This window comes from Rhizobium sp. LjRoot98, from assembly GCF_964252935.1.
In the GTDB taxonomy this organism is placed as follows: domain Bacteria; phylum Pseudomonadota; class Alphaproteobacteria; order Rhizobiales; family Rhizobiaceae; genus Pararhizobium.
The window spans coordinates 49,485-73,941 of record NZ_CAXUPW020000012.1 but is presented as its reverse complement, the minus strand read 5'-3'; the positions used below and the strand labels follow the sequence as shown (position 1 = coordinate 73,941).

General features: G+C 57.5%; 23 protein-coding genes and 3 pseudogenes. 12 read left to right on the top strand and 14 right to left on the bottom strand.

Annotated features, from left to right (window positions below):
- Positions 1 to 11: 11 nt before the first annotated feature.
- The 3 genes from ACSQ3J_RS26530 to ACSQ3J_RS26520 all read right to left on the bottom strand — a co-directional run bounded on the left by ACSQ3J_RS26530 (position 12) and on the right by ACSQ3J_RS26520 (position 4,559).
- A complete protein-coding gene (locus tag ACSQ3J_RS26530; protein WP_436040673.1) occupies positions 12 to 206 on the bottom strand; it encodes a hypothetical protein in 195 nt (64 codons plus the stop codon).
- Positions 207 to 786: 580 nt separating this feature from the next.
- Positions 787 to 3,372, bottom strand: coding sequence for a PAS domain S-box protein (locus ACSQ3J_RS26525; protein ID WP_436040672.1), 2,586 nt, complete (start codon positions 3,370 to 3,372; stop codon positions 787 to 789).
- Positions 3,373 to 3,509: 137 nt separating this feature from the next.
- On the bottom strand, positions 3,510 to 4,559 hold the full coding sequence (locus tag ACSQ3J_RS26520) for a PAS domain-containing protein (protein ID WP_060504980.1): 1,050 nt from the start codon (positions 4,557 to 4,559) through the stop codon (positions 3,510 to 3,512).
- Between the two features lie 117 nt (positions 4,560 to 4,676).
- Here ACSQ3J_RS26520 and ACSQ3J_RS26515 point away from each other — a divergent pair.
- Positions 4,677 to 4,934: pseudogene (locus ACSQ3J_RS26515) on the top strand (response regulator); the annotation flags it as partial.
- Positions 4,935 to 5,099: 165 nt separating this feature from the next.
- On the opposite strand, the gene ACSQ3J_RS26510 reads toward ACSQ3J_RS26515, so the two are convergent.
- The 3 genes from ACSQ3J_RS26510 to ACSQ3J_RS26500 all read right to left on the bottom strand — a co-directional run bounded on the left by ACSQ3J_RS26510 (position 5,100) and on the right by ACSQ3J_RS26500 (position 7,833).
- Positions 5,100 to 6,623, bottom strand: coding sequence for a phospholipase D-like domain-containing protein (locus ACSQ3J_RS26510; protein ID WP_060504979.1), 1,524 nt, complete (start codon positions 6,621 to 6,623; stop codon positions 5,100 to 5,102).
- A 121-nt stretch (positions 6,624 to 6,744) separates the two neighbouring features.
- Complete coding sequence (locus ACSQ3J_RS26505) at positions 6,745 to 7,371, bottom strand: BA14K family protein (protein ID WP_436040671.1); 627 nt, start codon at positions 7,369 to 7,371, stop codon at positions 6,745 to 6,747.
- A 63-nt stretch (positions 7,372 to 7,434) separates the two neighbouring features.
- Positions 7,435 to 7,833 (bottom strand): DUF1236 domain-containing protein, encoded by a 399-nt coding sequence (locus tag ACSQ3J_RS26500; protein WP_436040670.1) that lies wholly within the window; start codon positions 7,831 to 7,833, stop codon positions 7,435 to 7,437.
- 527 nt (positions 7,834 to 8,360) lie between these two features.
- Between ACSQ3J_RS26500 and ACSQ3J_RS26495 the strand changes: the two genes are divergently transcribed.
- Positions 8,361 to 9,914, top strand: coding sequence for an ATP-binding protein (locus ACSQ3J_RS26495; RefSeq protein ID WP_436040669.1), 1,554 nt, complete (start codon positions 8,361 to 8,363; stop codon positions 9,912 to 9,914).
- A gap of 18 nt (positions 9,915 to 9,932) precedes the next feature.
- Here ACSQ3J_RS26495 and ACSQ3J_RS26490 read toward each other — a convergent pair whose 3' ends face one another.
- Together ACSQ3J_RS26490 and ACSQ3J_RS26485 are read right to left on the bottom strand one after the other, a co-directional pair.
- The gene (locus ACSQ3J_RS26490; protein ID WP_060504974.1) at positions 9,933 to 10,412 is read right to left on the bottom strand and encodes a GNAT family N-acetyltransferase; all 480 of its coding nucleotides are present in this window, start codon (positions 10,410 to 10,412) and stop codon (positions 9,933 to 9,935) included.
- A 27-nt stretch (positions 10,413 to 10,439) separates the two neighbouring features.
- On the bottom strand, positions 10,440 to 11,384 hold the full coding sequence (locus ACSQ3J_RS26485; RefSeq protein ID WP_082512197.1) for a DMT family transporter: 945 nt from the start codon (positions 11,382 to 11,384) through the stop codon (positions 10,440 to 10,442).
- 89 nt (positions 11,385 to 11,473) lie between these two features.
- Here ACSQ3J_RS26485 and ACSQ3J_RS26480 point away from each other — a divergent pair, with 89 nt between their 5' ends.
- Entirely contained in the window at positions 11,474 to 12,091 is a 618-nt protein-coding gene (locus ACSQ3J_RS26480; RefSeq protein ID WP_060504972.1) for a CGNR zinc finger domain-containing protein, read from the top strand.
- Positions 12,092 to 12,140: 49 nt separating this feature from the next.
- Entirely contained in the window at positions 12,141 to 12,557 is a 417-nt protein-coding gene (gene arr, locus ACSQ3J_RS26475; RefSeq protein ID WP_060504971.1) for an NAD(+)--rifampin ADP-ribosyltransferase, read from the top strand.
- A gap of 106 nt (positions 12,558 to 12,663) precedes the next feature.
- On the opposite strand, the gene ACSQ3J_RS26470 is transcribed toward arr, so the two are convergent.
- Entirely contained in the window at positions 12,664 to 13,008 is a 345-nt protein-coding gene (locus ACSQ3J_RS26470; RefSeq protein ID WP_060504970.1) for a hypothetical protein, read from the bottom strand.
- A gap of 454 nt (positions 13,009 to 13,462) precedes the next feature.
- A pseudogene (locus ACSQ3J_RS26465) lies at positions 13,463 to 14,142 on the bottom strand (MFS transporter); the annotation flags it as partial.
- Between the two features lie 314 nt (positions 14,143 to 14,456).
- Between ACSQ3J_RS26465 and ACSQ3J_RS26460 the strand changes: the two are divergent.
- On the top strand, positions 14,457 to 14,687 hold the full coding sequence (locus ACSQ3J_RS26460) for a hypothetical protein (protein ID WP_082512195.1): 231 nt from the start codon (positions 14,457 to 14,459) through the stop codon (positions 14,685 to 14,687).
- A 48-nt stretch (positions 14,688 to 14,735) separates the two neighbouring features.
- Entirely contained in the window at positions 14,736 to 15,230 is a 495-nt protein-coding gene (locus ACSQ3J_RS26455; protein WP_060504968.1) for a hypothetical protein, read from the top strand.
- 143 nt (positions 15,231 to 15,373) lie between these two features.
- Here the strand turns inward: ACSQ3J_RS26455 and ACSQ3J_RS26450 are convergent, their stop codons facing one another.
- Positions 15,374 to 15,697, bottom strand: a complete 324-nt coding sequence (locus tag ACSQ3J_RS26450; protein WP_162246378.1) for an NUDIX domain-containing protein — start codon at positions 15,695 to 15,697, stop codon at positions 15,374 to 15,376.
- Positions 15,698 to 16,385: 688 nt separating this feature from the next.
- On the opposite strand from ACSQ3J_RS26450, the gene ACSQ3J_RS26445 reads away from it, so the two are divergent.
- The 3 genes from ACSQ3J_RS26445 to ACSQ3J_RS26435 all read left to right on the top strand — a co-directional run bounded on the left by ACSQ3J_RS26445 (position 16,386) and on the right by ACSQ3J_RS26435 (position 18,369).
- On the top strand, positions 16,386 to 16,874 hold the full coding sequence (locus ACSQ3J_RS26445; protein WP_060504966.1) for a YciE/YciF ferroxidase family protein: 489 nt from the start codon (positions 16,386 to 16,388) through the stop codon (positions 16,872 to 16,874).
- A 71-nt stretch (positions 16,875 to 16,945) separates the two neighbouring features.
- Positions 16,946 to 17,260 (top strand): hypothetical protein, encoded by a 315-nt coding sequence (locus tag ACSQ3J_RS26440; RefSeq protein WP_060504982.1) that lies wholly within the window; start codon positions 16,946 to 16,948, stop codon positions 17,258 to 17,260.
- Positions 17,261 to 18,132: 872 nt separating this feature from the next.
- Positions 18,133 to 18,369 carry a hypothetical protein gene (locus tag ACSQ3J_RS26435; protein WP_060504964.1) on the top strand — a complete coding sequence of 79 codons (237 nt, stop codon included), beginning with the start codon at positions 18,133 to 18,135 and terminating at the stop codon, positions 18,367 to 18,369.
- A 7-nt stretch (positions 18,370 to 18,376) separates the two neighbouring features.
- Here ACSQ3J_RS26435 and ACSQ3J_RS26430 read toward each other — a convergent pair whose 3' ends face one another.
- A complete protein-coding gene (locus tag ACSQ3J_RS26430) occupies positions 18,377 to 18,817 on the bottom strand; it encodes an HD domain-containing protein (protein ID WP_060504963.1) in 441 nt (146 codons plus the stop codon).
- 472 nt (positions 18,818 to 19,289) lie between these two features.
- Here ACSQ3J_RS26430 and ACSQ3J_RS26425 point away from each other — a divergent pair, with 472 nt between their 5' ends.
- On the top strand, positions 19,290 to 19,685 hold the full coding sequence (locus tag ACSQ3J_RS26425; protein WP_060504962.1) for a hypothetical protein: 396 nt from the start codon (positions 19,290 to 19,292) through the stop codon (positions 19,683 to 19,685).
- Between the two features lie 1,033 nt (positions 19,686 to 20,718).
- Positions 20,719 to 20,931, top strand: a complete 213-nt coding sequence (locus ACSQ3J_RS26420; protein WP_156397685.1) for a hypothetical protein — start codon at positions 20,719 to 20,721, stop codon at positions 20,929 to 20,931.
- A gap of 563 nt (positions 20,932 to 21,494) precedes the next feature.
- On the opposite strand, the pseudogene ACSQ3J_RS26415 reads toward ACSQ3J_RS26420, so the two are convergent.
- Positions 21,495 to 21,884, bottom strand: a pseudogene (locus ACSQ3J_RS26415) (DUF763 domain-containing protein); the annotation flags it as partial.
- A gap of 65 nt (positions 21,885 to 21,949) precedes the next feature.
- Complete coding sequence (locus tag ACSQ3J_RS26410) at positions 21,950 to 23,467, bottom strand: TonB-dependent receptor (protein WP_436040668.1); 1,518 nt, start codon at positions 23,465 to 23,467, stop codon at positions 21,950 to 21,952.
- Positions 23,468 to 23,746: 279 nt separating this feature from the next.
- Between ACSQ3J_RS26410 and ACSQ3J_RS26405 the strand changes: the two genes are divergently transcribed.
- The gene (locus ACSQ3J_RS26405; protein WP_060505679.1) at positions 23,747 to 24,340 is read left to right on the top strand and encodes a hypothetical protein; all 594 of its coding nucleotides are present in this window, start codon (positions 23,747 to 23,749) and stop codon (positions 24,338 to 24,340) included.
- Positions 24,341 to 24,457 lie beyond the last annotated feature (117 nt).

The window sequence follows — 24,457 nt, the reverse complement described above, 5'->3', positions numbered from 1 at the left end:
AATACTCCGCCTCAATGAACGCTGGGGACTTTGACGACCGCGGCAAAATCCTCTGCCACAAGTTCGCTGATGGTGATAAGCACCTCCTCCGCCGAAAAGCCGGAGGCGATCGTAGCGCGGATCAGATCCTGCAGGTCCGGCTCGATGACATCGCGGCAATCTTCAAGCCGCTCGTTCGAAACCGTAATGCTGTCTAGTTCTTCCATGATGTGCCCTTTCATAATCTGCCGGGTCGGTGCCCCTTAGGTCGGTGGCAGGTAAAACCCTTCCGTCTTAGCCCAGTTGCTCGGCGATGATCGCTTGAAGTTCCGCACGGGTGAGCAGGCAGGGATATTGATTTGTGTTTCTTCTCGGTGCCCTTACCGCTGTCGCGAGGCTTCGGCGCCGCCGGCGGGGCGACGATATCTGCTTTGTTCAATTGAAATCCTAGGTGGGCACAGAAGGATGGCAGGCGTTAACGCGCGAAACGGTCGACGTTCGAGAATGCCGCCCGTGGCTGTGACTATGTGAGTGATATCTGAAAGATAAGAAATGGGTGGATAGGTTACAAGGGAACGTGCCCGAAGGATCTTGGATCACGAAAACGAGGGCGCTCAACACACATGGGGGCGCTCTTTTCTTCTAGCGCGGACAGTGCGGTGCCAGGGCGCAGACGCGACATATCGGAGGACATAAACCCTCCGCCAGATGAGAGACCAACTGATAACGCATCTTGGGGACATTTCCCACTTCTGCTCTTGGAGTCCTGCGACGGAGGCAGCCAAGGCACGAGACAACAAGCGTGGATCAAGCACCCGTATGCCGATTTTCGATCATGTCGGTGACCTTGTTGGCCAGCTCGGTCATCACGAACGGCTTGGTGATCACCTCCATGCCGGGTTCAAGATGACCATTGCCGACAGCCGCGTTCTCCGCGAAACCCGTGACGAACAGAACCTTCAGGTCCGGCCGAGTGAGACGGGCAGCGTCGGCGACCTGACGACCGTTCAAGCCACCGGGTAACCCGACATCGGTGATAAGAAGATCGATCCTGGCGTCGGATTGAAGGATTTTCAGTCCCGACGGACCGTCTTCCGCTTCGAGCGCCACGTATCCAGCCTCCTCGAGCACTTCCACAATGAGCATGCGAACGGTCGGCTCGTCGTCGATGACGAGCACGGTTTCGCCGGCACCCATTTCCGGGATCGGTGTGTCCACTGCCTCGGCATCGTCCGCAATCTCGCCGGTATAGCGGGGGAGATAGAGGCACATAGTCGTCCCGTGGCCCGGCTCACTGTAGACGCGGATCTGGCCACCGGACTGCCGCACGAAACCGTGGATCATGGAAAGACCCAGGCCGGTGCCCTGACCGATCGGTTTGGTCGTGAAGAACGGATCGAAGATCCGGTCGGCGATATCTTTCGGGATCCCTGTTCCCGTGTCGGTGACGCACACTGAGATATATTGCCCCGGGGGCAGGTCGCGCTCCCGCCCGGCGCGGTTGTCCAGCCACTTGTTCGCAGTCTCGATCGTCAGTTTGCCACCCCCGGGCATCGCGTCGCGCGCGTTGATGGCGAGGTTGAGGAGCGCGCTCTCTAGCTGGGCGGTATCGACCTTGGTCGTCCAGAGGCCCGCGGCACCGACAACCTCGACCTTGATGGCCGGGCCGACGGTGCGTGTAATGAGATCCTCCATACCGAAGACCAGCCGGTTCACGTCGGTCGGTTTGGGATCGAGGGTCTGGCGACGGGAGAAGGCAAGCAGCCGCTGGGTCAACGCCGCGGCGCGTTGCGCCGAGGTCTGTGCACCCCTTATGAAGCGATCGATCCCATCGCTCCGGCCTTGAGACAGGCGCCGTTCGATAACTTCCAGGCTCCCACTGATCCCGGCGAGAAGGTTGTTGAAGTCGTGCGCGATACCGCCGGTCAGTTGTCCAACAGCCTCCATCTTCTGCGCCTGGCGGAGCGCCTCTTCAGCCTCGGCGCGTTTAGCGATCTCGGCTTCCACTTGCTCTTCGAGACGCTCGTTGAGCTGCTGCAGGCGCTCTTCGCTCGCCTTCCGCACGGTGATGTCAATCACGGTGCCGACAAAGCGACTATCTTGGACCGTATCGAAGAAGGCGCGTCCGCTAGCGGCAATCCAGCGTTCCCTGCCGTCCTCGATACCGACCGTCCGAAATTCGATGTCGTACTGACCCGAACCCTCGGGATCGATCGCCCGCTGCACCGCCTCATGCGCTCGCTCGCGGTCGTCGGGATGAATGCCTGCGAGGAAGGAGCTTTCATAGGTGACCGTCGCTTCCGCCGACAAACCGAAGAGCTGCTTGCACCGGACGTCCCAGCCGAGCGTGTTCGAAGCGGGATCATAGTCCCAGGTGCCGATTTCTGCCGCTTCGGTGGCCAGCCGCAAGCGAGCTTCGCTGTCGGCAAGTTCCGTCTCGGCTTTCTTCCGTTGCGCGAGTTCACGTTCCAGCGCCTGAAACAGCCTTGCATTGTCGATAGCGACCGCCGCCTCGGCGGCTAGGCCCTCCAGGCCCCGTTCCGATCGATCGTCGAAAACACCAACATCCGCATGGCCGAAGAAGAGGCCCCCGGTCACCTCTCCGGTACGCGAGATGACCGGCACCGCCAGATAGCTGCGAACAGGAAGATGTCCCTCGGGCATTCCGGCACGTGGCGTGTTCTTTCCGTACCGCGGATCCACGGTGATATCGTCGGATCGAACGATACCTTCACCTCCGAAGGTCGGAGCGAACACTGCGGTATTACGCGGCATTGGGAACTTGGAGAAGGCTTCGGCTGGCACCCCGGAGATGGTGTAGAGCATATAGCTCTCCCCAGCCTCATTCTCGACATTGTAGAAAAAGGCACCAAATTGAGCGCCGGTCAGCTCAACGCCGGCATCCGTGACGACCTGGACGAGTTCCTGAAGATTGGTCTTGGCCGCAAGGGCGGAGCCCGCCCGATTGAGTATCTCGAGCCCACGGCGTTCCGCCGCAATCGCGTCCTCAGCCGTCCGCTCCTCCGTGCGATCCCGCAGGATCTTCGTGAACCCGATCACCGTACCGGCCTGATCGCGGATCGGCGACATCTCGCCGACGGCCCAGACTTTTGATCCGTCGCGACGGATACGCCAACCTTCCGTACCGCCGCCGCGGCCTGTCGTTAGCGCGTCGTTCATCTCTTTTCGAAGCGCTGCGGCACCCTCTCCGGGCGGGAACAAGCGGTCCAGCGTTTCCCCCAAAACGTCAGCGGCGCTCCAGCCTAGCATCCGTGAGGCGCCCTCGTTCCAACTGGTGACCCGGCCTTCGAGGTCGGTGGTAATAATCGCCGTGCCGACCGCACTGTCGACGATCTGACGCCATTGGTCAGCGCTTATTGCGCCCTCGCTCATCCATCCCCCGGAAATCAATCCCTCTGAATCGGACCTAAACGCAGAGCCGTTGAATTGGTTGCAAGAGTTAGCAGCTTTCCAGGCCGTCGACTGTTTAGAGACGACCGAGAAATTTAAGGTCCTTCAACCGCCCACTTTCACGGCTTTGCTTTAAGGCTGCGACCGATGCGGTCCAGGGATGGCAGCTCGATACGCAACCGCAGGCCATCCTCCCGCCAGTCGCGCGTGATCTTGCCGCCTAGCTGCTTTTCAAGTACGGCCCCTAGCAGCACGTTACCGAAACCCTTACCTGGCGTCGCCCGGGCATCGCCGGCTCCGTTCTCGCGCCAGTGCAGAACAATGCCCTCGCCTTCCCTGCTCCAACCGATTGATAGTCGACCTCCGCGGCGCGATAGCGATCCATGAACGGCGGCGTTGGCGGCAAGTTCGTGTATCGCGAGACCCAAAGGTTGAACGGACGGCGCGGGGATCGAAACTGTGGGCCCTGATATTTCGACGTTGTCATCGCCAAAGGCCTTGACTTGCAGCGTGACGATGTCGTGAAGCGACGCCTGCTGCCATCCGTTCTCCGCAAGGAGCATGTGGGTTCTAGACAGCGCCTGGACGCGCTGCTGTACCGATGCTGCGTATACGGCGGCATTATCTGTTCGGCTGAGCCGAACGATGCTGTCGACGATCGCCAGCACATTCTTTGTCCGGTGGTCGACTTCAAGAAGCAGGCGGTGTTCGGCTTCCTCCAGCGTCTGGACCTTGCGGTATTCGGTAACGTCGATCTGGGAGGCGAAGTAATAGGCGAGCCGCCCGTCGTCGTCCCGGATCGGGCTCAGGTAGAGTTGGTTCCAGAACGTGGTGCCGTCCTTTCGGTGGTTCAGGATCTCGACCGTTCCCTCGCGGCCCTGCGCGATGATCGCCCGGATTTCCGCAACGGCCGTCCTCGACGTGTCCTCGCCCTGCAGCAACCGACAGTTCTTGCCAAGCAGTTCGTCGGCCGAGTAGCCCGTCAGCGCGAGGAAGGCGTCGTTGGCAAGGACAATGGGGTAGTCCGGCTGGCGCGCGTCTGCGAAAACCATCGGCATGCGGGTTCTCTGAAAAGCGAAGGTCGCCAGTTCCCTGTGATCGGCTATGCCCTGGTTCGAGGCGGCGGCCGGGCGGTCGCCATGAATGTCGGACTTTACTGCTTCGCTCATGCCGTACCTCTTTGATCAGCTAAAAACGCTGTTTGGCGCCAATGGTTTAGGGCTTGAGGCTGGCCCTCGCGGAACCGTCACTTGCGCCGAAAGACTACCGATCATAGGGTCGGAAGCATGGAAACGAAGATCAACCTGGGACAGGTGCTCGTCCTCGAAGACGATCCCTTCATCATATTGGATCTCGAGGAGACGCTGCGGGAATTCGGCGCGGCGTCTGTCGTCTCGTTCAACACGCGCACGGAAGCAATGGGGTGGCTCGCCTCAAACCGTCCAGATGTTGCCGTCGTCGACCCTCGGCTACCCGATGGGATCTGCACCGACGTCGTCGAAAGGCTGGCAGAAGCGAACGTGCCGTTGATCGTATACTCAGGGGCGAACGTAGATGAGCCGGCGTTCGCCAACGGCAGGTGGCTGGATAAGCCTGCCATGCCTGAGGTCCTAAGGGAGGCGCTGACAGAACTGCTGTCGAATAGCCGCGACACCGGCCGATCCACTGGCTTCCAAACGAGCAATAGGCCCGGAATGCTCGCGCCTGTTCTAGTTCTGTTTGACCACGCCGCTCGATCCTTTCGCGGGCGATCTCGAGTTCCTCTTTGCCGACCTGGTCAGCAGTCCTCGAAGCAACCCCCGCCGCTCGATCGGCTCCATGACTGCCTCGGGGCCCTCCGGATCGAGGATCTCGTTGTCCGCAAGCCATTGCCCAAGGTCCGATATTTCCGGCGTGTGATAGGGCACTAGGGTCGGTCTGCTTCCGGGTTGATCCGCCGGCCGATTTTCCCTCAGCGCCTCGATCGCTTCGATGACGGATTTCGTCCGGTCGATAGCCTGGGTGACCTCGTCCGGGTCAACGCCGAGGTGCTCGGCCAGTAGATCATCGCGCAGTTGAAGAAGTTGGCCGGACAGGTGGCGATCCTGCCCGGCTTCGAAGGCAACATCGCACTCGTTGTCGAACCGCATGGATCGATTGTTGAAGTTCGAGGAACCGACTCGCATTGCTTGACCATCAACGATCATCAACTTCGAATGGACGTAGATCGGTACGCCGTCGGCGGTGACCGGGTGATAGATTCGAAAACGTCCGTGCGGATCATGAATGTGCAGTGCCTCCCTCAGGCGTGCTCGTGCGGTGTCCATCGCCAGTTCACCAAGCCAATTATCGGCTTTGACCGGATTGATCAGGACGACTTCCGGACCGTCAACTTCCGAGAGCCGTCTGGCGAGAGCCTGAGCGATAACTCGGGACGCAAAATATTGGCTTTCCGCGTAGATAACATGCCTGGCCGCCATGATCATGTCGACATACAGCCGCTCGATCTCTTCGACGCCTTCCCGATCGCCATAGGCCGGACTTGTGCGGGAAATTCCGAGCGTCACAGCTCCGAACGAAATCGCGCCTTTGATGGATGGTGACTCATGCGGGATATTGACGTGGGCCAATTGCTCACCGCCTGCGGATAGCCACCTTGCGCGGCAGAGGTCGCCAAGCGCTTTTGCAGCCGGTCCTGCGCAGAAGCTCGAAGCGTCATGCCAGGGGCCGTAGGCCGTCCCATTCGGCCGCTTGCGAAGCGGATCGTTGTCCAGGTGTTTGCGCGTATCCCAGCGACCCGCGGTAACGTCTATACCGCCGCAAAAGGCGATCGCATCATCGATCACCAGGATCTTCTGATGGTGCGAACTGCCAACCGGATGGTTGCCGTCGAGCCGGACGGTAATCTGGCGATGGAGCTTCCACTTCAAAAGGTAGGGGAGGTTCGACAGTTTCACCCAATTCGACAGGAAACCGGGATTCCACAGGAGAAGCCTGATCTCGAGGTTGGGGTTTTCCTTGGTCAGCCATAGTAGAAAATCGCCGACGTGGGCCGGCCCCTCGAACTCTTCGCCCGGGCGGCCAAGTGTAATCGATGCATCGAAATCCCAACCAACGAGGAAAATCGACTTTCTGGCCGACTTCATCGCCGCCCGCGCCGCGGCAAAATAATCGTCCGCGTCGATTATGATCGCAAACTCGTCAGCCCGCTCCGCCCGCCAAATGTTAGACGACGTTTGAAGCAGTTCCGGCATTGAAATTCCCTCGTTTGAAAGTCTCGCCACACGGGGATCCGCGACCGCTTTGAAAGACGAAACGCAGACGGCGTCAAGGGCGTCGTACGTGAATCGGCGTTGGAGACTAGGCCAGCCCCGGTTAATATCGGCGGGTTCCATATTGCGCCGATGCGATATCTGCATGCGAAGGAGGAACGCATTTGCGGCGTGGACCACCGTAGGGCTGATAGCTGTTGTCTTCTTCCCTGTAGGATGCATACCGGGCAGCGCACCAGGCAGCATCGACACGGTTCAGCCTGGATTCTCCATCGTCGCGATCATCCACGTTTGCTACGCTTGTATCCACACCGGGCTGCGATGCGCCATACGGCGATCTGCAGGTGCATGTCTCGCCGCTGTAGGAGCGATAGCTGTTGGTGGCCGGATCAAACGAGCGATAGCGTTCCACGCACCACTGGAGATGCGCCGTCGACAGCGCGGGCCGGACTGGTTGAGGCTTCTTCTGTAACGGGTCCGCCTGACGGCTTTCGGCAGCCACTTTGGGCGCTTCGGTCACATAGCTCGAATAGGCAGCCGGCAGACGCTGGTAGTGCTGCCTGCTGAGGTCAACGCGGACAGGGGAAGTCGTCCACAGGTCTGGCCCGGCCAGACTGGCGACCTCCTGGGGCTGTGGGTCCGCCATTACGAAGGAAGCAAGCGAAGCAGCAGCGATGCAGGCGCCGACGGAACTCGCGATGCCAAATGCCAATGTTGCGATTGCCTTCATGACAAATCCTGATTCAAAGCGAGGTCAGCAGGCGCGCCAATGGCCGCACCTGCCGGTTTCGGGTCACTTGATCACCTGGATCACCTTGCGCGACGACGGCTCGACAATGACCCGCTCGTCGTTGACGACCGCATAGGCGTATTTGGGATCATCGGGGATAGGCGTTACGACGATCGTTTCGGGGAGCGGCTGACCAACCACGACCTTTTCCTTGACGACGACGCGCGTCGAGGGAACGGGGGCGTCCTGTACATAGGTCACCACTTTCTGCGGCGGCGGATCGATAGCCGTGCCAACGACTGCACCTGCAACGCCGCCGACTGCCGCTCCGACGGGGCCTCCGACGATGGCGCCAGTGACAGCGCCGCCGGCAGCACCGTTGACTGTGGACGACTGGGCGAACGCCGAGCCTGACAACAATGCGGCGGACACAGCCGCACCTACGATTACCTTGCGAAGCATTTGAACCTCCATCTGAAACGGTCATCCGACCGTGGCCAAATAACGGACAAATGCGAGGCCGGTTCCGTATGTAGGACCTTGGTCGGAGAGACACCTGAACCGTGGTCTTACCATGGGATATCACGTCCGCTTCGCGAACACGCGAGCAAAGAACGTTGCCGTAAATCGGACGTGAATTAGACTGCTCTTCCTGCTTGGGAGCTGAAAGCGGCGTCCTACTAGCACCTCCCCACCATCTTCATGAAGGCTCGAACGCGAGCCCGGAGAAGCACGATCAGGCCCTACAGGTTCATCCGTAAGGCGTCTGCGGGGGCACATTCAATCCTCGGGAAGGGTGTATGCGTACAACGTCAGCCGGCTCGGGGAACGGAACTTCTTGTTTTGATATGGGTTTCGGGCCTGTATCTTGGAGCGCGCGCGTCACAACCTCGTTAACGCAGGCGGTGGCAAGCGGGAGCGGGTCGCGCTATCTGACCCGGAGGACGTAGTCGTGGGCGAAATTAGCCGGAGCGGGAGGAGGGCTGGCATTGCACGGACAGGATCTGTTTCTGGGAGATGGCAATGTCGCGCGCCACTTGCGCGAACACACCTGGGCCCACTCGCCGCTCGGCAGGCCCGAAACGTGGCTCGCCATTAACAAGGCGGCCGCCGACGAATTCGAACGCATTTTCGGCAAGAGGCCCCGGGTCGGCGTGAGCATGCTGGAGCTTCTGGCGGACACTCCGGAACATCAGGCAGCCGTAAAAGCTGTTTGGGCGAGAGCGCTGGCCGGCGAGCAGTTCACCGAAACGGGCGAATTCGGCGATCACAACCAGGCGCGCCGTTTCTACGAAATGAAATTCAATTCGCTACGCGATCACGCAGGCAATCTTATCGGAGCCTATCAGTTCGTCTATGACGTGACGGAGCGGATCCGCGAACAGGAGAAGCTGCGCGCGGCCGAGGAAGCGCTGCGACAGAGCCAGAAGATGGAAGCGATGGGTCAGCTGACGGGCGGCGTTGCCCACGACTTCAACAATCTGCTGACCCCGATCTTTGGAAGCCTGGACATGCTGCAACGGCGAGGACTTGGAAATGAACGCGAGCAGAGGATGATCGCCGGCGCCATGCAGTCGGCGGAGCGAGCAAAAACGCTCGTTCAGAGACTGCTGGCATTTGCCAGGCGCCAGCCGCTTCAAGCGATACCGGTCGATTTCGTGAAGCTCGTTTCGGAAATGGGCGAGCTGATCAGGAGCACAACTGGCCCGCAGGTTCATGTCGTCATCGATACCCCGCCAACGCTTCCAGCAGCGAAAGCTGATCCAAACCAGCTGGAAATGGCGCTTCTCAATCTTGCGGTGAACGCCAGAGATGCCATGCCCGACGGCGGGACTCTGCGGATCTCCACCCATGAGGATCACGTTCGTGAGGGCGTTGTGCCGGGATTGCGTAAGGGCGACTACATCAAGATCTCCGTGGCAGACACAGGAACGGGGATGGATCAGGCAACGCTGGCTCGCGCTGTCGAACCATTTTTCTCGACTAAGGGCGTGGGAAAGGGCACCGGGCTCGGGCTCTCAATGGTGCACGGTCTGGCGCAGCAGCTCGGGGGTGCTCTCAAGGTTTCCAGCCGTCCGGGCTTCGGGACCGACATCGAGATCTGGATCCCTCAGACGGCCGAGGAGCTCCCTGGCGCGGAATCGGACATTGAAATAACGTCATCGCCCAGCCTTTCTCGCGCAACGGTCCTTCTTGTCGACGACGAGGAACTGGTCCGCTTGAGCACCGCCGACATGTTGGTCGATCTCGGCTATAAGGTCGTTGAAGCTGCATCCGCGCAAGATGCCCTCGCCTTGATCGACAACGGAATACAATTCGATCTGCTAGTGACGGACCACCTGATGCCGGGGATGACGGGAACCGAGCTGGCAGACATTACCCGGCTGCGACGGCCTGGCACCGCTGTGATCTTGATCTCCGGCTATGCGGAAGATCGGGGCATCGACCCAAAGGTACCAAGGCTGACGAAGCCCTTTCGAAAACAGGAGCTTTCGGATCTGCTGCAAGCGATCGTAGTCCATGGTGAACGCTCTCCGGGCTGATCAGTCGTCTCAGCAACGTCAAGTTTCGGATGCCGTTTTATCGAAGGTCAGACGCATTTCCGCGGCAGGCTCGAAACCGAGAGACTCATAAACCGGCTTCCCGGCTTCCGAAGCATGTAGCACGACGGCCGTGCAGCCAATCGATCGGAGGTATTCGATGGCGAGCTCTGTCAGCCGCCGCGAAATACCCTGGCGGCGGTACGCCGGCTCTACGAAGACGCTCCAGATATAGCCATGCTTGTGCACGTCCGGTCGAAGGACGTCCGGATAGGGCGAGAGATGAACCCGGCACGAGACGGACCCTGCGACGGTTGTGCCGTCCATCGCAACGAATGTAGCAAGCTCGCGGCTGTCCCTACCCTCGTTGATGAAACGACGGATCTTCAACTGGGGGTCGGGAGAGAAGTGATCCGGCGGAGTGCCGTAACTGTCCCAGATCGCCAGGTAATGCGTGATAAGGATATTATCATGCTCTGGCGTCGCCTTCAGGTATTCCATTGTTCGACCTTTCTGTCGTGCCCCCCGTCAGGTTTCGATGGGCCCGCGTCGGGCAGTCGGCGCCTCGGCCATGGCGAGGTAGGCGCCGGTCAGCATGACGATGATGCCAATGACGTCGGAAACCGTAACCTGTTCGGAAAAGGACAGCGCGCCGAGCACGACGGCGATCACAGGCGAAACGAAAGCGTAACTGCCGGCTCCGGACGCGCCGATGTCTCGCAACAGCCGCATATAGGTCGTATAACCGACCAGCGAGCCAAAGATCACAAGGAAGAACCAGGCCGTCCAGGCGGTCGTGCCCCAGTTTCCTGAAACAGCGGCCACAGCACCCGGCTCGAACATCAGTGCTGCGACCATCAGCGCGATGCCGCCGACGAGCGTCGTGACACCGGCGACGAAAACCGCTGGATAGGATCGCAGCAACGGCCGCGCCAGCACAGAGCCGTAGCCATAGGTGAATGCCGCCGATGCAACAGCCAGCCCGCCCCAAAAGCTTGCGCCAGGAAAAGCATCGGGCTCCAATCCGCTTCCCCCTCCCATCGACGGCCAGAACAAGACCACCAAACCGGAGACACCGAGCAGGATCGCCAAGATCCGCCTGACGTCGAGCCTTTCCTCCCGCAACAGAAGGGCGAAACACAAAAGAGCGATGGGTGTCAGCGACATCTCGAGGACAGCGGCCGTGCCGGTGTCTATAAACTGCATGCCCCAAAACAGGGGTCCGTAGCACAGGGTGATCATCAAGATGCTGACGGCGATGAAGCGGATGCCATCTTCGATCTTCAAGCCCGCAGCCTCGCCCTTCATCCAGCCATAACCAAGCAACAACAGCCCTGCCGCGGTGAAGCGCGTTGCCGCAAAAAGCAGCGGTGGAACGGATTCGATCCCGGCCTTGCTTGCGATCCATGTGCTGCCCCAAATGACGCAGAGCATGAGAAAGCGGAGCTGGTTCTTGTTTAAACGAGAGGACACGGGCTTTCCAATCTTGTAACGGATAAACATGTTATAGACCGTTACAACTTGCTCTTGCCCAAATCGTTCCGCGATCCGATATTCTTGTGATGACCAAACAAAAAACCATCGGCGAGATCAGCCTACTCGGCGGGCATCCCGCACTCGACTTTGTCAACACGGTGGATAGCCGTGGCGAGCGATGGGGTCCGGAGTTTTTGAACAGCTACAGCGACCTGGTCACCTGGGCTCGGCGGCTCGAAGTCATTGACGACGAAGAGCAACGCACCCTGCTTTCGCTGGCGACAAAGTCACCTTCTGAAGCGAAGAAGGAGTTGATCCGCGCCAGGGAACTGCGAGAGGCCCTGCATCGAATTTTTCTAACGGAAGCTGGCGACGAGCCGGTCAGCGAAAAAGACCTTGAGCTGCTCAACGAGGTTGCAAGGCACGCACAGGAGCTACGTAGTTTGGCCGTCGTCGATGACACGATCGAATGGCGTCACTCCGCTGCAGACCAACTGGACGCCGTCGCAATCCGGGTTGGCTGGCTGGCGGCGGACTTGCTGACATCGGGACGGGATCGCCGCGCGGTCCGGGCCTGCGAAGGTCCGAACTGCGGATGGCTTTTCCTCGACCACTCGCGCAATGGCCATCGGCGCTGGTGCTCTGACAAGACCTGCGGATCGCATGCCAGAGTGCGAAGGTTCCGTGCTGTGCGAGCTGAGTAAATGATGCCACCACAGACTGCGACGTTCACGCGCAAAAGGAGACAGAGCCATGTCGGCAGCTGCGACCACGTTTTCACAATCGTTTTTTCACGGCACCCGCGCCGATCTGCGGCCTGGGGATATGATCTCCGTCGGCTACACTTCCAATTTCGCCGCCGACACGCAGTTGTCTTGGGTCTACTTCACAAGCACGATGGATGCGGCGATTTGGGGTGCTGAATTAGCTGCGGGTGAAAAACCAGCACGCATCTACGTCGTCGAGCCGACCGGCGCCTGGTTCGATGATCCGAATGTGACCGACAAGAAATTTCCGGGAAACCCGACCCTCTCCTATCGATCGAGAGACGCGTTGCGGGTGATCGGAGAGGTCGTGAACTGGCAAAGTCATACGGCGGAACAGATCCGTCAGATGAGAGAAGGACTGGCGCGCTTAACGGCCGAGGGCAATAACGTCATCATCGATTGACCCTGCCGCAACAGGACAGGTTTCAGGAGCGCCAGAATAATCGCTAGCTGCTTTTTGGTATCGCGTTGGGTATCCACGATGCTCGCCACAGCGCTGGCGAGATTATTCATCCGATGGGCTCGAACTCGCCGTCGACCATCCTGCCGCGATCCACGTGCCCATCCAAAACCCTTACGAAGATCGTGGGGTCGTCCTCGTCAACAGAGAACCTAGGAATCCCTTTTTTCTTGGATAGTTTCACGCCCGGCTTGACGAGCTTTTTGCCAATGCGCGCGAGCGCATCCGTGCTTCGCTCTACGTTTGCTTGGATGCTCTCGGCGCTCGGCCGATTTCCTGCGACAGTCACATCGCCGAAAGTCACCTTGACGTAGCTCGCTGATTTTAGCGCACGCGACTTCACAGAAACGCGGGGCTCGCGTTTCGTTGGAGACTCAGAGGAATTCGGCTTCATTTTTATTTCCTGTGGCATTGAGAGAATATAGTCGAACTATTGGATTCAATCGAGCCCGGATAGCGAGAGAGCATCTCGATAGTGGTAGGTCGATAACTAGGTTACCGACATCCGCTGAATATGCTGGTGTTTATCCCAGCCGCCTTGGCTTAGAGAGAATCCTACCCATCGACACAGCGGAAATGTCGTCCGCTCAGCAATAAATTCCGATATCTAACAAGCGGCTGGCTAGGGTGGGAGACAAATGGCTTGTTACTCGCTGTTCCGTTTGATCGGAATTACTTCTCCTTTTGGCCCTCCGAGGTTGTCCCGCGGCGTCGCGACGGGCTTAAGCTCGACGATTCTCGCGGCCTGCAGGCTTAGCCATCCGGATGGCAGACCCGTCAGACTTTCGACGTCGTGCGGAAACAGTGGTAGATCTTCACGCAAATCTTCTTTTGTGACTTGTCCCGCATCGACCATAGATTGCCGACCAGTCGACACTTGCACCCTCGGCAAAAAGCGGAGCAGCGCCGACCAAGCACTACGGCATCAATCCAACGGTTGGGAATGAGATCAGCGGATTTTCGCCCGTTTGATGGACAGGCCGATGAGGTGCGCTTTCCACCTTTGAAAGAACAGTTGCCCCAGCAAGCATAATGCATCCGACGACAATCATCATATGAATTTCGATGGAAGTGTCGGCTTGTCGGAACACGGCGGCTATGAGAGCCGAGAGGAAGAATCCCAGACTCCATAGGCCGTGGGCGCGGCTCATGATCCTGTATCCTAAAACAGCCTCGTGCCGATCCGTCTCGATGTTTGAGTTGATTTCGAACATGCCGGTAAGAATGCCTGCCACAAAGAACAAGGGAGCGGCCAAAGGCGCGGACAGCATCCACGGGATAGCAGCAAAAAGAAATGATGCGCCCAAGACCGAACGAGCGCTGTCCATTTCGCGCCCAGGCGTTCTACGAAGCTGACGGAGAACGTGAGGCCGGTCAGCACTCCCGACGACAGCGAAATCAGCAAAATTCCCAGCTGCCCTTCGCTCAACCCGAACTTTGTCTGAAGGTCAGGAAGCCTCGCAATCAATCCGCCAAGAGAAACGGCAACGGCAAACTGGGTGAAAAAGGTGCGATGATGGGGCTTCATGTCGTCGATCCGCGTTTGCTTCATTGCCGTCTGCAATGTGCTGGGGCTGCCGGTTGTTCTTTTGATACGGCTTCCCCCCTCCACCTCTCCACATACGGCGTTCATCGTCTCCAGACCCGACCGTCTTCGCGGAATAATATCCGGTCATCTCCTGGTGTCCCGCACCTGCCATGCTCCCCGTGCCCCCAGCGGCTCCTACCATTAGAAGGTGGCGGTAGACCTACACCGTTCTTGAATTCCGGGAACAGATAGCTACGCACCTCGTTCTCCACTCAGACAGTCGCTCCCAGGGCGACTGAATGTAGGAGGAAAACGTGGAAAACGCATCGAAAAACCTCGCAGACGAATATCGGCGACTAGGCGGTCGCCGTGTAGCAGTGATCGACGACAATCTTGGCTCATCGCGAAATTGGGAGGGCGAAACGCCGGAGGCTGCCAAGTTTTGGAAAGAGCGTATCTCCTCACTATCGGACCGTGAAAAACGTGACGTAGAGAGCTTCCTTCCCTCACTCAACGATGAGAGCGACGAGCCAAAAGGCGAATAACAACGGGTAGTGCCTGAACCAGTGTGTTCTACTAAGGAGGGAATCTACATGGAGTTCGAGAAGATCATTTTTCCCGGCAGTGGATGGGTCCCGAACAACCCAAGGCTCCCAGTTCTGATCTATAAGAACGCCTTATCAAATAGACCGTGTCCCGCCGGCTTCGAGGAGCTGTTCGAAATGAACCAATGGACGGGCATTTGGAGAAACGGCGTTTTCGACTACCAGCACTATCATTCAGGTGCTCACGAGGTCTTAGGTGTCGGTCAGGGAAACGCGACCTTGTTAATCGGGGGACCAGATGGCCGCGCAATTGAAGTCGTGAAGGGTGATTGCTTGGTTTTGCCCGCCGGGACCGGACACATGAACCTGGGAAGCGCGCCAGACTTCGAGGTCGTAGGCGCATATCCGGTTGGTCAGCGTGCCGATATACAGACCGCCGCACCATCACCCCAGATGCGATCCACGCTTTTGGGTCTGCGCCTCCCGGATACTGACCCGGTTCAAGGTTCGTCTGGGCCGCTTATTAAGGCATGGCGAAGTTAGGAACCCGTCGAGGGGGCAATGCTATACGTCCTACCATCACACCCGGCGTCCGGGGCTAAGAATGATCACAAGGCATTCGCAGCGCCGGCACTAATGTCCTCGATTGCCCTCGATTATCACGGGACCATTGGAAAGATGGTATCTCAAGTAAATTTCTCGGTTGTCCCGGCCTCATTAGCGAAGCGTCGGAGGATGCTTTGCAATTCCGGCTCCTGAACCATACGCGCTGCCTCGCCAGGTGGGACCCAAAGGTACTCGCGCTGACCTTCCTCACGAAAGCGCTTGGCGACCGATTCCACGCGCAAACGGAATACATTGACGATATAGGGCGGTGTTTCGGTATCTTTCACGTAAGCGAAGTAACCCATCGAAGCTTTGTCGGTTTTGCCGATTATGCCTGCTTCCTCACCTGCCGCTCGCTCGGCACACTTGTGAGGCTTTTCGGGTTCGAGATTGCCCTTTGGAATGACGCATCGCTTCGCCCCACGAGTTCACATAAGCAGAACGAGCGTTTCACCGTCGATGCCTGTGCGAAAACAGATCGCGCCGCCCTGATCCACGCTCTTTCCTTAAAAAAGGTATAACGTTCTGCTGGCGATGGAAGTAAGGTAGCCCATCCGTGTCCAATCGAATCCAGTTGTATGGGAGTGTACTGCAAATCAGTGATCGTCAACAGCTAAGAACGACAATGGCGGCCCCATTGCTGTGGAGCGTCAGCGATTCAGATCATCTCATCGGCTGTTGATGGCAGAGTTGAGTGAACGCCGCTCAGGCGGGCCACTTTGACCGACAGTGGATCGTTACAAGCCGGAATCGGCGGAAGGTCCTTCGCCTCCATGAGAATCTTCAAGTCTGTCTCGGAGGGGCCGGAAATCTTGAACAGACGTTCGGCCTCTTTTTCGCCAATCCGCCTCTCCTAGCGAATTCGTCCACCGAAATGGCCGTGCCGCGCTCCGCTCGCTGTCGTGTCCAGTCGTTTTTCATAGTCACCTCCAATTATAGAGATGTCGCGGATTCACTGGTCTTCAAGAGGCGGCTTTTCAAAGCGCCTGCCTCGGCCGATACGGTTTCCCTCCAATGGAACAATGATCCGGTCGGTTGGTTGTCAGTGCTAAGTTTCCCGGTCGTCGGGTGCACCATTTCAAGGAAAATCACATGCCAAAATTGCTCGAAGACCTTTTCCTCGACACGCTCAAGGACGTCTACTTCGCTGAGCAGAAGATCGTCGCAACCCTTCCCGTAATGGAGAAAGCTGCGACGAATAAACAGCTGAAGTCGGCATTCCGCAAGCACCTCGACGAGACGAAAATCCACGTGAGCCGCTTGGAAGCAATTTTCAACGTCATTGGTGCCGCGCCCGAAGCCAAGCCCTGTGACGCCATTCTGGGTATAACCGACGAGGGAGCCGAGATTATGGAAGAATATGAGGGTTCCCCAGCCCTAGATGCCGGTCTCCTGGCGGTGGGCCAAGCAGTCGAACACTATGAAATGTCGCGATACGGTACGCTTCGCACCTGGGCGCTGAAACTCGGGCAGGAGGAAGCTGCCGAGATACTGCAGTCAACGCTCGAAGAGGAAAAGGCCACAGATTTGGCGCTCACCACGATTGCGACGTCTGTCGTGAACCAAAAGGCTGAAGGCTGATCATTCGTCGGTTCTGGCAAATGCTCTGGTTCGATGGCATATTCCGACCTAGAACCGACGGGAAACAAATTATGAGCGCTCGTAAGGGAGTGCTGACTGCGGTTGGCATTGATCGCGGGTGGCCATTTCAAATTGCACTAGATGGCGCTCTTTGCACAGGCAAGCAGAGCGAAGTCCAGGACGAGTTCTGCAAGGGACTTTCGCGGTATGTGCGCGGCCATTCTCTGTTCCACGATGACAAGACGTTCGTCGTTCAGTGCTTTTCGCTAAAAGAGGATGCCGAAAAATTCATGAACCGTTTCGGTGGCGAGTGGTTTGATCCACGAGAGCGTGGTCGGGGACACCAATGGAACAAATGGTACAAGGGAAACTTTGCCGGACGCTAATGGTAACCAGGATCAATGCTGAAGCTGGACACCATTCACGGGAAACGGACGCAAGATCAGTCCGTCGGAGGAAATCCAAACCATTTAAGAATGCCATGAGGCGTTGGAGCCATCGTATCGCAATTTTGGGGGCCCTTTACTAGCTCGCCGTAAAGACGACTTAGGAAGGTGCTAAGTCCGATCTGCACAGAGGGGACTTCCATGAGGAACTGGCATTCGAACGGAACAATCGCTCCCTGCATTTTTATAGCAGCGACGTGTTCGTTTGCCGTACCAGCGAAAGCAGAATGCCGGTCAGCCCTTAACAACCCCGAATGGCCCGGGATCGCACGTTCAGTTGCCGCTCTCCAACTGTGCGAACAAATACCGGTCGGCCCTAACCACACCGCCAAATTTCAGCTTATCTCGGCGGACATGTGCTCCTTTCCGAGTGGCATCCGTTCCGTCACGGCAAGAGCGTTGCTGACCTGCGAATTCGGCGCGGACTCTCTGATCCAGATGCCTTCAGTCGACAGTGAGGTAACGGCCACTATGACTTTCGACACTGAAGGATGTCTTCTTGTGGGTTCCGACCTTCAAATCAGCGGTGAAATCGGTGCCCTCCTGTCTGGTCTGGAAGGCACGCAGTCAACGGCTCGCGGCTGGGCACAGTCCCAATTATCGCGCCTGTGCGCGTTACTGCGATGAGGCTCGGTGGCCATTCACTCGATAAGGGTGATGCCTGAAGAGCCTGTTGAAATCGGTAGCGTGTTGGTGTCTCGGCTGCCAATCGGTTAGCGCTCCGATTGTGTATTTCGCCGCAAATCACTCGTGAACCACGACATTGGTTCGATTATCTCAGAATCGCGTTTTGGGTGTCGGAGGTTAATCGGATGGACGCCCGGACAGATCGTACACTGCTGATCCTTGAGGATGGGCCTTTTATCGCACTCGATGTGGCGGACGCTTTACGCAACACGACCTATAATGTCGTGACGCTGAGATCATTCGCTGACGCGATGAATTGGCGTGACCTGGTCCACAGTCTCTGGTTTGAAGACCAAGCTTTTCCCGATGATCCCGGCGTAGAGAAAAAGGCGGAGTTACCGGCCGTGGGATCGTTTAGTTAAACGCCCGTCACTGCCTGGATGGGTCGTTGTTCTGCCCGTCTTTGCCGGTCTCGCTCAAGGTCTTCAAGCCATCGAGAAATTTGGCTGCATCGAGCCCAGCGGCCTCCGCCTGTTTGAAGTTGTCATTCAGATCAGCTTCTTTGACAGGTCTGGCTAAACCATCCGATGCCGCCCGGCGCACAAACGCTTCATCGCTCTCGCCCTCACGCTTTGTTAAGGCGTCCACAGCGAAGACGATTGGATCGGAGAAGCCCTCCGACTTTAATCGCTCGATTGACCAGCCACCTTTCTCCACGACATCGTGTAAATAGGCGACGATTTTTTCGTCGATGGTGGACACGGCACCTGCAACGCGGTTGCAATGAAGGTAGTAGGGCTCGCCCGCCTTGTCGGTCTGGCCCGCATGTGCCTCCAGGGCAATTTCAATCGCTCGGTCCAGTTGGTGCATGATTGCCCTCACTTCTGTGACTTGGGTAAGAAATGCGAATTGCCGCATCCGAGTTCCAGCCGTCTGACTGCACGGGGCACACTGTCGCGACGAAACAGGTAACTCAATCGAACGAAAAACGCTCTGAACCGCCGTGGGTATGGGAACATCGGAACTGCTTATTGGTTTTTTGGCAGGAGGATCGTGCCATGACCAAACACATTGATAATCGTCAAACCGGCCATCACACCAAGCCAGCTTATGACGTCGACGAGCATTGCAAAAAAGCGACATTGACAAGGCCGAAGCCCGTAAAATCTTACAGATGCTAGGTCGCTTCGCCAGCCGACACGAGCTTGAGATCAACGCTCCGCCAAGCAAGCCGAAACATCGAGCGTAGTAACCGGGAAAAGCGAACGTCGCGCAACGGAAGGGGTGGGAACAATCGGCGTATGAAAAGGTTAAACGGCATTAAATTCAGGAGGATTATGCCATGGCCACATACACGGACGAACGCGGCGACCGGGTCGACGCGGCGGAAACGGGCAAAGTTGTTGTCGAAACACCGGTTGAAGCCCGGCAGGGTTTCCTGGGCCGCCCAGTTTTGATGGTCCTGATCGGGGGCCTCGTCCTAGCAATGGTCGCATGGGGCATCTCCGAAATGTACGGCGAGGCCGTCGATAATGATGCGGCTGCAGACATCAACCAGACAACGAATACCACGCCAAAGGCCGTGGTCACCCCGACGGACCAAAAGGTGATCGATAATACTCCGCCAGCCGGGGAGAAGATGCAGACCGCCCCAACGGATCGTGATCCAACGTCTGAGTCCGGCACAGGCGGTGACAGCCAGTCGGTTGCGCCTGCAGGAACAGAGAAGACCCAGTAACTTGCCAGGAAAATGACAAATCAAAGAGAGAACTTATCGATAACGGCCCTGACAAACGGTACGTCCGGCGCGACGAAGACGGAAAGTTCAATGAGTCTGTCGACGTCGGGAAGTCTCTTGCGGCAGACCGCCACACAAAGGCCATGACAACGGCCAAGTGAGGCGAACGCAATAAGGGCGATCACAAACGCTGATGAAGATCGCCACCTACAACGTCAACGGTGTGAAAGGGCGCTTGCCCTTTCTTTTTTCGCTGGCTGTTGGGCACAATTTCTGACAAAAATATTTTGATGCCGTTACGCCGCCTTGCGGAACACCCTCGCTTGAAGGCCGTGATCAGGCACGGTCACCGTGGCCTGTCTTCAGTAACCGATAGGGAAGATCGACGACCCGTCCGTCCTGCACCCGCCACAGCAACATTTAAAAGCAGCCGGTGATCGACCTTGTCGATTTAAAGGTCGAAATACCCTTGGTCGTAGCTAGCCAATCCGGTAGCTTTGCACTCTGCCAACTGAAGTAGGCAACTTTAATCGAGCATTATCTATTTCTAATACATGCATGAACGGTTTAGAAACGCACACTGTACGGCTGTCGAACTGGTGCGCCGCACTAAGCCTATCGATGTATCTCTCTTCTCTGTCGATATCGGGGGGAAGAGACGTGTAAATGCGGGATACTTGAGTGGATCGGCTTCGCAACGCTATCGGCGGTGCTGATCGCCCGGGGGGGCGGGGCCCTTGAAAGGGGCTCTTGTGCAAGCCCGTGCACTTGTCTATCAACCTCTGATTGGCGTGATCGGTAGCGAATACAACATGATAGTGAAATTGACGAATTTGCTCCATTAGGCTAGTCTAATATTTTTCCCTATAGGGGTGGGTTCGCCTTTCCTCCCAGTGATCAATTCGAAATCGCAAATAGTTCAACGTGATTGTGAGCGTGGCTATCGATGTTTACTCTGCGCATAAACATGGTGATTGTCGCGTTCGTAAGTCATCTTGCTCCTGGACTTGGCGTGAAGAATCGGGATCGGAAGATGATGCAGGACGCTGAAAAGGAACTGGCATACCTCCGAAGTGCCCTAGCGGCGAAGCAATTGGAAGTCGACCAAGGCAAAGAGTTGTATGAGAAAACCGTCGCCACCGCTTACAGCGTCGTTCTCGATTACGAAAGACTATTTTGCGAGATGAGGAAGCGAAATGAAACGAAGCAATCAGCCGAGATCCTTCCGTTTAGACGCTTCGATTAGACTTGCCTGTGGAGCCTTCAGATGGCTTTAGGGGTTAAAATCTGTCTCTTGGACACAATTTTTCGCCTGGTGGGGAATGCCTTGGAAACGTTTGCCAACTGTTTGAAAAGTTTATTTCCAGAGACCACTGGAAGTGCTGTGATACCGCGCAACAAATGTGCAGTCTGCAGCCAGCAAGCTCCGTTCACGTGGACGACTACCTCACGTCTGAACAAAACGAACACGATCCGGCGCGGATCCGTTTGAGAGCCGCCAGTCTCGGTGCGCAACTTTGCGCAGCAATCCCGATATCAAGTGCAGAAATCAAAACGATTGTCTTCCAACGACGCATGGAGGGCGCCTTCAAGAACGCGTGTGGCGGGGGAGCGCGGCTGAGGATCGAACGCCCGAAACAACGGCCTCGGCGCTGAAATCGTTGAACTACCTGCGGCTGTAAAGATCTCCTCCGGGCGTGTTTTAGCCATCAACGACTTTTCGAACGCATGTCTGGACATGGTTCTGCTTTCCGTTCCATTCCGGTTCCGGCAAGGGACGGCCAGCTGTCCTTTTGCCGAGGGTGCATCTTATTTGCGTATGTGTTTAGAGACGCTCGTATCTTGGTCCGGCGGCCGTTCCCATCCGAAGACGCTGCGGCCGCCAAAGAGCGCAGAGTTGTGGAACTACCCAGCGACGATTTCCTTGAGGCCCGGACCAGTGACATATTGCTCCAGCTGCCGGGATTGATCGTCGAGCCGCTTCAAGGCCTGTAACTCCTCGTCGCCCAAGCCGGCCCTTCCTCACCGCGGATATCATGACATCGATCGTCTTGTCGTACACTTTTAGCGGCACTGGAAAAGGGTGGCGATCCTTGCCGCCATGGGCCAGCGAAAACCGCGCGAGATCAGAGAAGCGATGCGGGCGCCGTGTACGAGCTCGGCGACCATCGCCAACGCCCTTACCGTCCTTGCGCCAACAACTCTCGGCTCGCTGATACCCATAGATATTGGCATGCCAATGTCTGTGCTTGTTGGTTGAGCATTTAGAATCGAGCGCGAATGCTGCCGAGAAGTGTTCGGCCGGGTCCAGCGACACCGTAGGCCACCTGAAAATCTCGGTCAAACACGTTGAGCAGTTGCAGGCTCGTTTCGAGATGACCCTCAAGCGACTTCCACGAGAAGCCGATATTTGTGAGTGAAAATGGATCAAGCTCAAGGCCTGAATCGGTTCCAGCGCGCTTGCCGACGAAGGTCTGTCCAACTGTTGCGGTCCAGCGATTTGGATCGACGTAGGTAATGCCGACCTGCGCCATTTGTTCAGGCACCATGGGCAGGCCAATGCCAGACGGCTTGCCAGGCGAGGAATTTTTGCTCTCCATCAGCGTCAAGGATCCATACGCACCAAATCCGCCGCCGATCCAATAGTTGGCGCTGATGTTGAGACGATCGATACGCCCTTCGCTTGCACCGAACCGGGTGTAAAGCACGTCGGGCACGCGCAATGACAGCCCTTCCAATGTCTGATGCTGATATTCGGCAGCCGTGAAGAAACGTTCATTCCACTCCGCATCCCAACGTAACGCAGCGGTCTTGGAGTGCCCGGTCGTCACAAGCGGCAAGTCAAGGGGGGCCAGTCCGACAGTGGAAATCGGCGCCAGCGTGTAACTGGAATCAAGGCTCGTATCCTCCCGGTAGTAGGCACGTAGCCAGTGATTATCGACAGGTGCCCAGGCGATGCCGATACGGGGATCAACACGGTGGTAATCGCTGTTGTCTTCAACCCAGTTGTAGAAGAGGCCCCCCTGGACCTGCAGCGATTGGTCGATCTCCCAAAGAGCATCGCCGTAGAGACGGGCAGAACGGCCGGAAGATTCAAAACGCGGAGATCGATATTCGTCGCCACTCCAGAACGTGTAGACTGAATAGTCATAATCACCGCTCCAGACGCTGCCTTCAATCCCGTAGCGCAGCGTGACGGCGTCGATGCCCAGGAGATGGGAAACGCCGGCCGTGAATGTGCGTTGGCGTGTGTTCTCCTTGAGTTGCATCAAGGCATCGCCGTCAAGAATGGGATCATAGCCGACGAAATCGAATTCGGTATGTTCGTGGACGTCGTTGCCGGCAACAAAAGCCTCGATCACATTGCGATCCGAAACCGTATGAGCCCAGCCGATACCCACGTTGGTGAACCGGTTTTCACTGATGTCATAGGGCGTCGGGTTCCAATCCGCCCCCGGATACCCGCGCTCGGTTTGGCCCACATTGGCAAAGAGGAAGACATTGTCTTCAAGCGTCGGGCGTATCCCGATCTGCGCATTGACGGCTTCGATATCGTCGCGGTCGTTTTCGCGCGGGCTGTCAGGTCGCACCATGTCCGCCTGCAGGTAGTAGCTGATCGGCAGGGCGGCGTAGCTGGTGCCCTGCAGTTGCAGCTGATCGTTCCAGCCGAGATCGCCGTCCTTTTCCCACATCACGCCACCGGTAAGCGACGCTTCGAAGAAGCTGCGGCCTTCCAGCGAATTGCGCTTGGCTTCGCTGGAGACCGCCATCGGGTCGAGCATCAGCGCCTGCATCTGTGACGAAAAGGTCGAGCTGCCCGGTTGTCGGCGTTCCTGGGGCGTCAGAAGCGGCGATTCCCCGTTGAAGGGCGTATCGCGCCCGCCATCGGCTTCGTCGAGATAGGATGAGCCCTTGAAGGGGTCATACCCCCGGTCGGCATAATAGTCGCCCCACTCGCTGAGGCCGAGATTGTCGAGTGTGACACCGAGGAAGGAGCTTGCCTGGCGGTTGGCATCGTAGCCGTTGTAATACCCGCCACGAGCCTGCCGGCGTCTCAGGGCTTGTTTGATCCTGCCTTGATCACCAAATGCGCGGTTCCAGACCTGAAGCCCGCCATCATCGAACGGTTCATTGCTGAGGCTGGTTCCGCAAACCCCCTATCAGTTACCGTGAAATCCGGCGATCGGCTTGTTCTTGTGCCCGTTGCAAGGACCAGCGCGGAGGCGATGGCGATCGTGTCGAAATATGTTGGCCATGCGGTCGTCAGAGTTGGAGTTACGCAATACCCCGCCGGGATCGGTGTGAACAAAGTCTCCGAGCTAAAGGTCAACCTGTTTGACGCTTGCGAAAATATTCGAGTTGGGACGGGTCTGTTCGCGAGGCTCTATCGCATAGTCACGAAATGGTATGGATCAGAGCCGCCGGAGGCGTTTGATGATGCCGTTTATGCCTGGAAGACCGGGCATTTCGAAGGCAAATCCGTTTTCGTAGAACCGGATCCCGGAACGCTGGAAATAGAAGCCGATCGTGTTGAATCGGAAGCCAGAGCCCATGATACGCGCGCTCCGTACGTCACCAACGGCGCTGCGATGGCCACTGATAACACCGATCCCTCGAACGCCGACCCACGTGTCGACCTGTCGCGTCTCAATTGAGGATGATGACAGATGGCTTGTTGTAGTTGGTTTATGTAAGCTGCCTGCACCAGGCGCCCTGAGTCCCATAGTCCCCATTTTGCGCAGCGCAGGGGTGAAGGTTTGACGGCACAATTT

Excerpts from the sequence above, each read along its gene's own strand:
- ACSQ3J_RS26530 (WP_436040673.1), bottom strand. The coding sequence starts at position 206 with ATGGAAGAACTAGACAGCATTACGGTTTCGAACGAGCGGCTTGAAGAT.
- ACSQ3J_RS26525 (WP_436040672.1), bottom strand. The coding sequence starts at position 3,372 with ATGAGCGAGGGCGCAATAAGCGCTGACCAATGGCGTCAGATCGTCGAC.
- ACSQ3J_RS26520 (WP_060504980.1), bottom strand. The coding sequence starts at position 4,559 with ATGAGCGAAGCAGTAAAGTCCGACATTCATGGCGACCGCCCGGCCGCC.
- ACSQ3J_RS26510 (WP_060504979.1), bottom strand. The coding sequence starts at position 6,623 with ATGCCGGAACTGCTTCAAACGTCGTCTAACATTTGGCGGGCGGAGCGG.
- ACSQ3J_RS26505 (WP_436040671.1), bottom strand. The coding sequence starts at position 7,371 with ATGAAGGCAATCGCAACATTGGCATTTGGCATCGCGAGTTCCGTCGGC.
- ACSQ3J_RS26500 (WP_436040670.1), bottom strand. The coding sequence starts at position 7,833 with ATGCTTCGCAAGGTAATCGTAGGTGCGGCTGTGTCCGCCGCATTGTTG.
- ACSQ3J_RS26490 (WP_060504974.1), bottom strand. The coding sequence starts at position 10,412 with ATGGAATACCTGAAGGCGACGCCAGAGCATGATAATATCCTTATCACG.
- ACSQ3J_RS26480 (WP_060504972.1), top strand. The coding sequence starts at position 11,474 with ATGACCAAACAAAAAACCATCGGCGAGATCAGCCTACTCGGCGGGCAT.
- arr (WP_060504971.1), top strand. The coding sequence starts at position 12,141 with ATGTCGGCAGCTGCGACCACGTTTTCACAATCGTTTTTTCACGGCACC.
- ACSQ3J_RS26470 (WP_060504970.1), bottom strand. The coding sequence starts at position 13,008 with ATGAAGCCGAATTCCTCTGAGTCTCCAACGAAACGCGAGCCCCGCGTT.
- ACSQ3J_RS26455 (WP_060504968.1), top strand. The coding sequence starts at position 14,736 with ATGGAGTTCGAGAAGATCATTTTTCCCGGCAGTGGATGGGTCCCGAAC.
- ACSQ3J_RS26445 (WP_060504966.1), top strand. The coding sequence starts at position 16,386 with ATGCCAAAATTGCTCGAAGACCTTTTCCTCGACACGCTCAAGGACGTC.
- ACSQ3J_RS26440 (WP_060504982.1), top strand. The coding sequence starts at position 16,946 with ATGAGCGCTCGTAAGGGAGTGCTGACTGCGGTTGGCATTGATCGCGGG.
- ACSQ3J_RS26435 (WP_060504964.1), top strand. The coding sequence starts at position 18,133 with ATGGACGCCCGGACAGATCGTACACTGCTGATCCTTGAGGATGGGCCT.
- ACSQ3J_RS26430 (WP_060504963.1), bottom strand. The coding sequence starts at position 18,817 with ATGCACCAACTGGACCGAGCGATTGAAATTGCCCTGGAGGCACATGCG.
- ACSQ3J_RS26425 (WP_060504962.1), top strand. The coding sequence starts at position 19,290 with ATGGCCACATACACGGACGAACGCGGCGACCGGGTCGACGCGGCGGAA.
- ACSQ3J_RS26420 (WP_156397685.1), top strand. The coding sequence starts at position 20,719 with ATGATGCAGGACGCTGAAAAGGAACTGGCATACCTCCGAAGTGCCCTA.
- ACSQ3J_RS26410 (WP_436040668.1), bottom strand. The coding sequence starts at position 23,467 with ATGCTCGACCCGATGGCGGTCTCCAGCGAAGCCAAGCGCAATTCGCTG.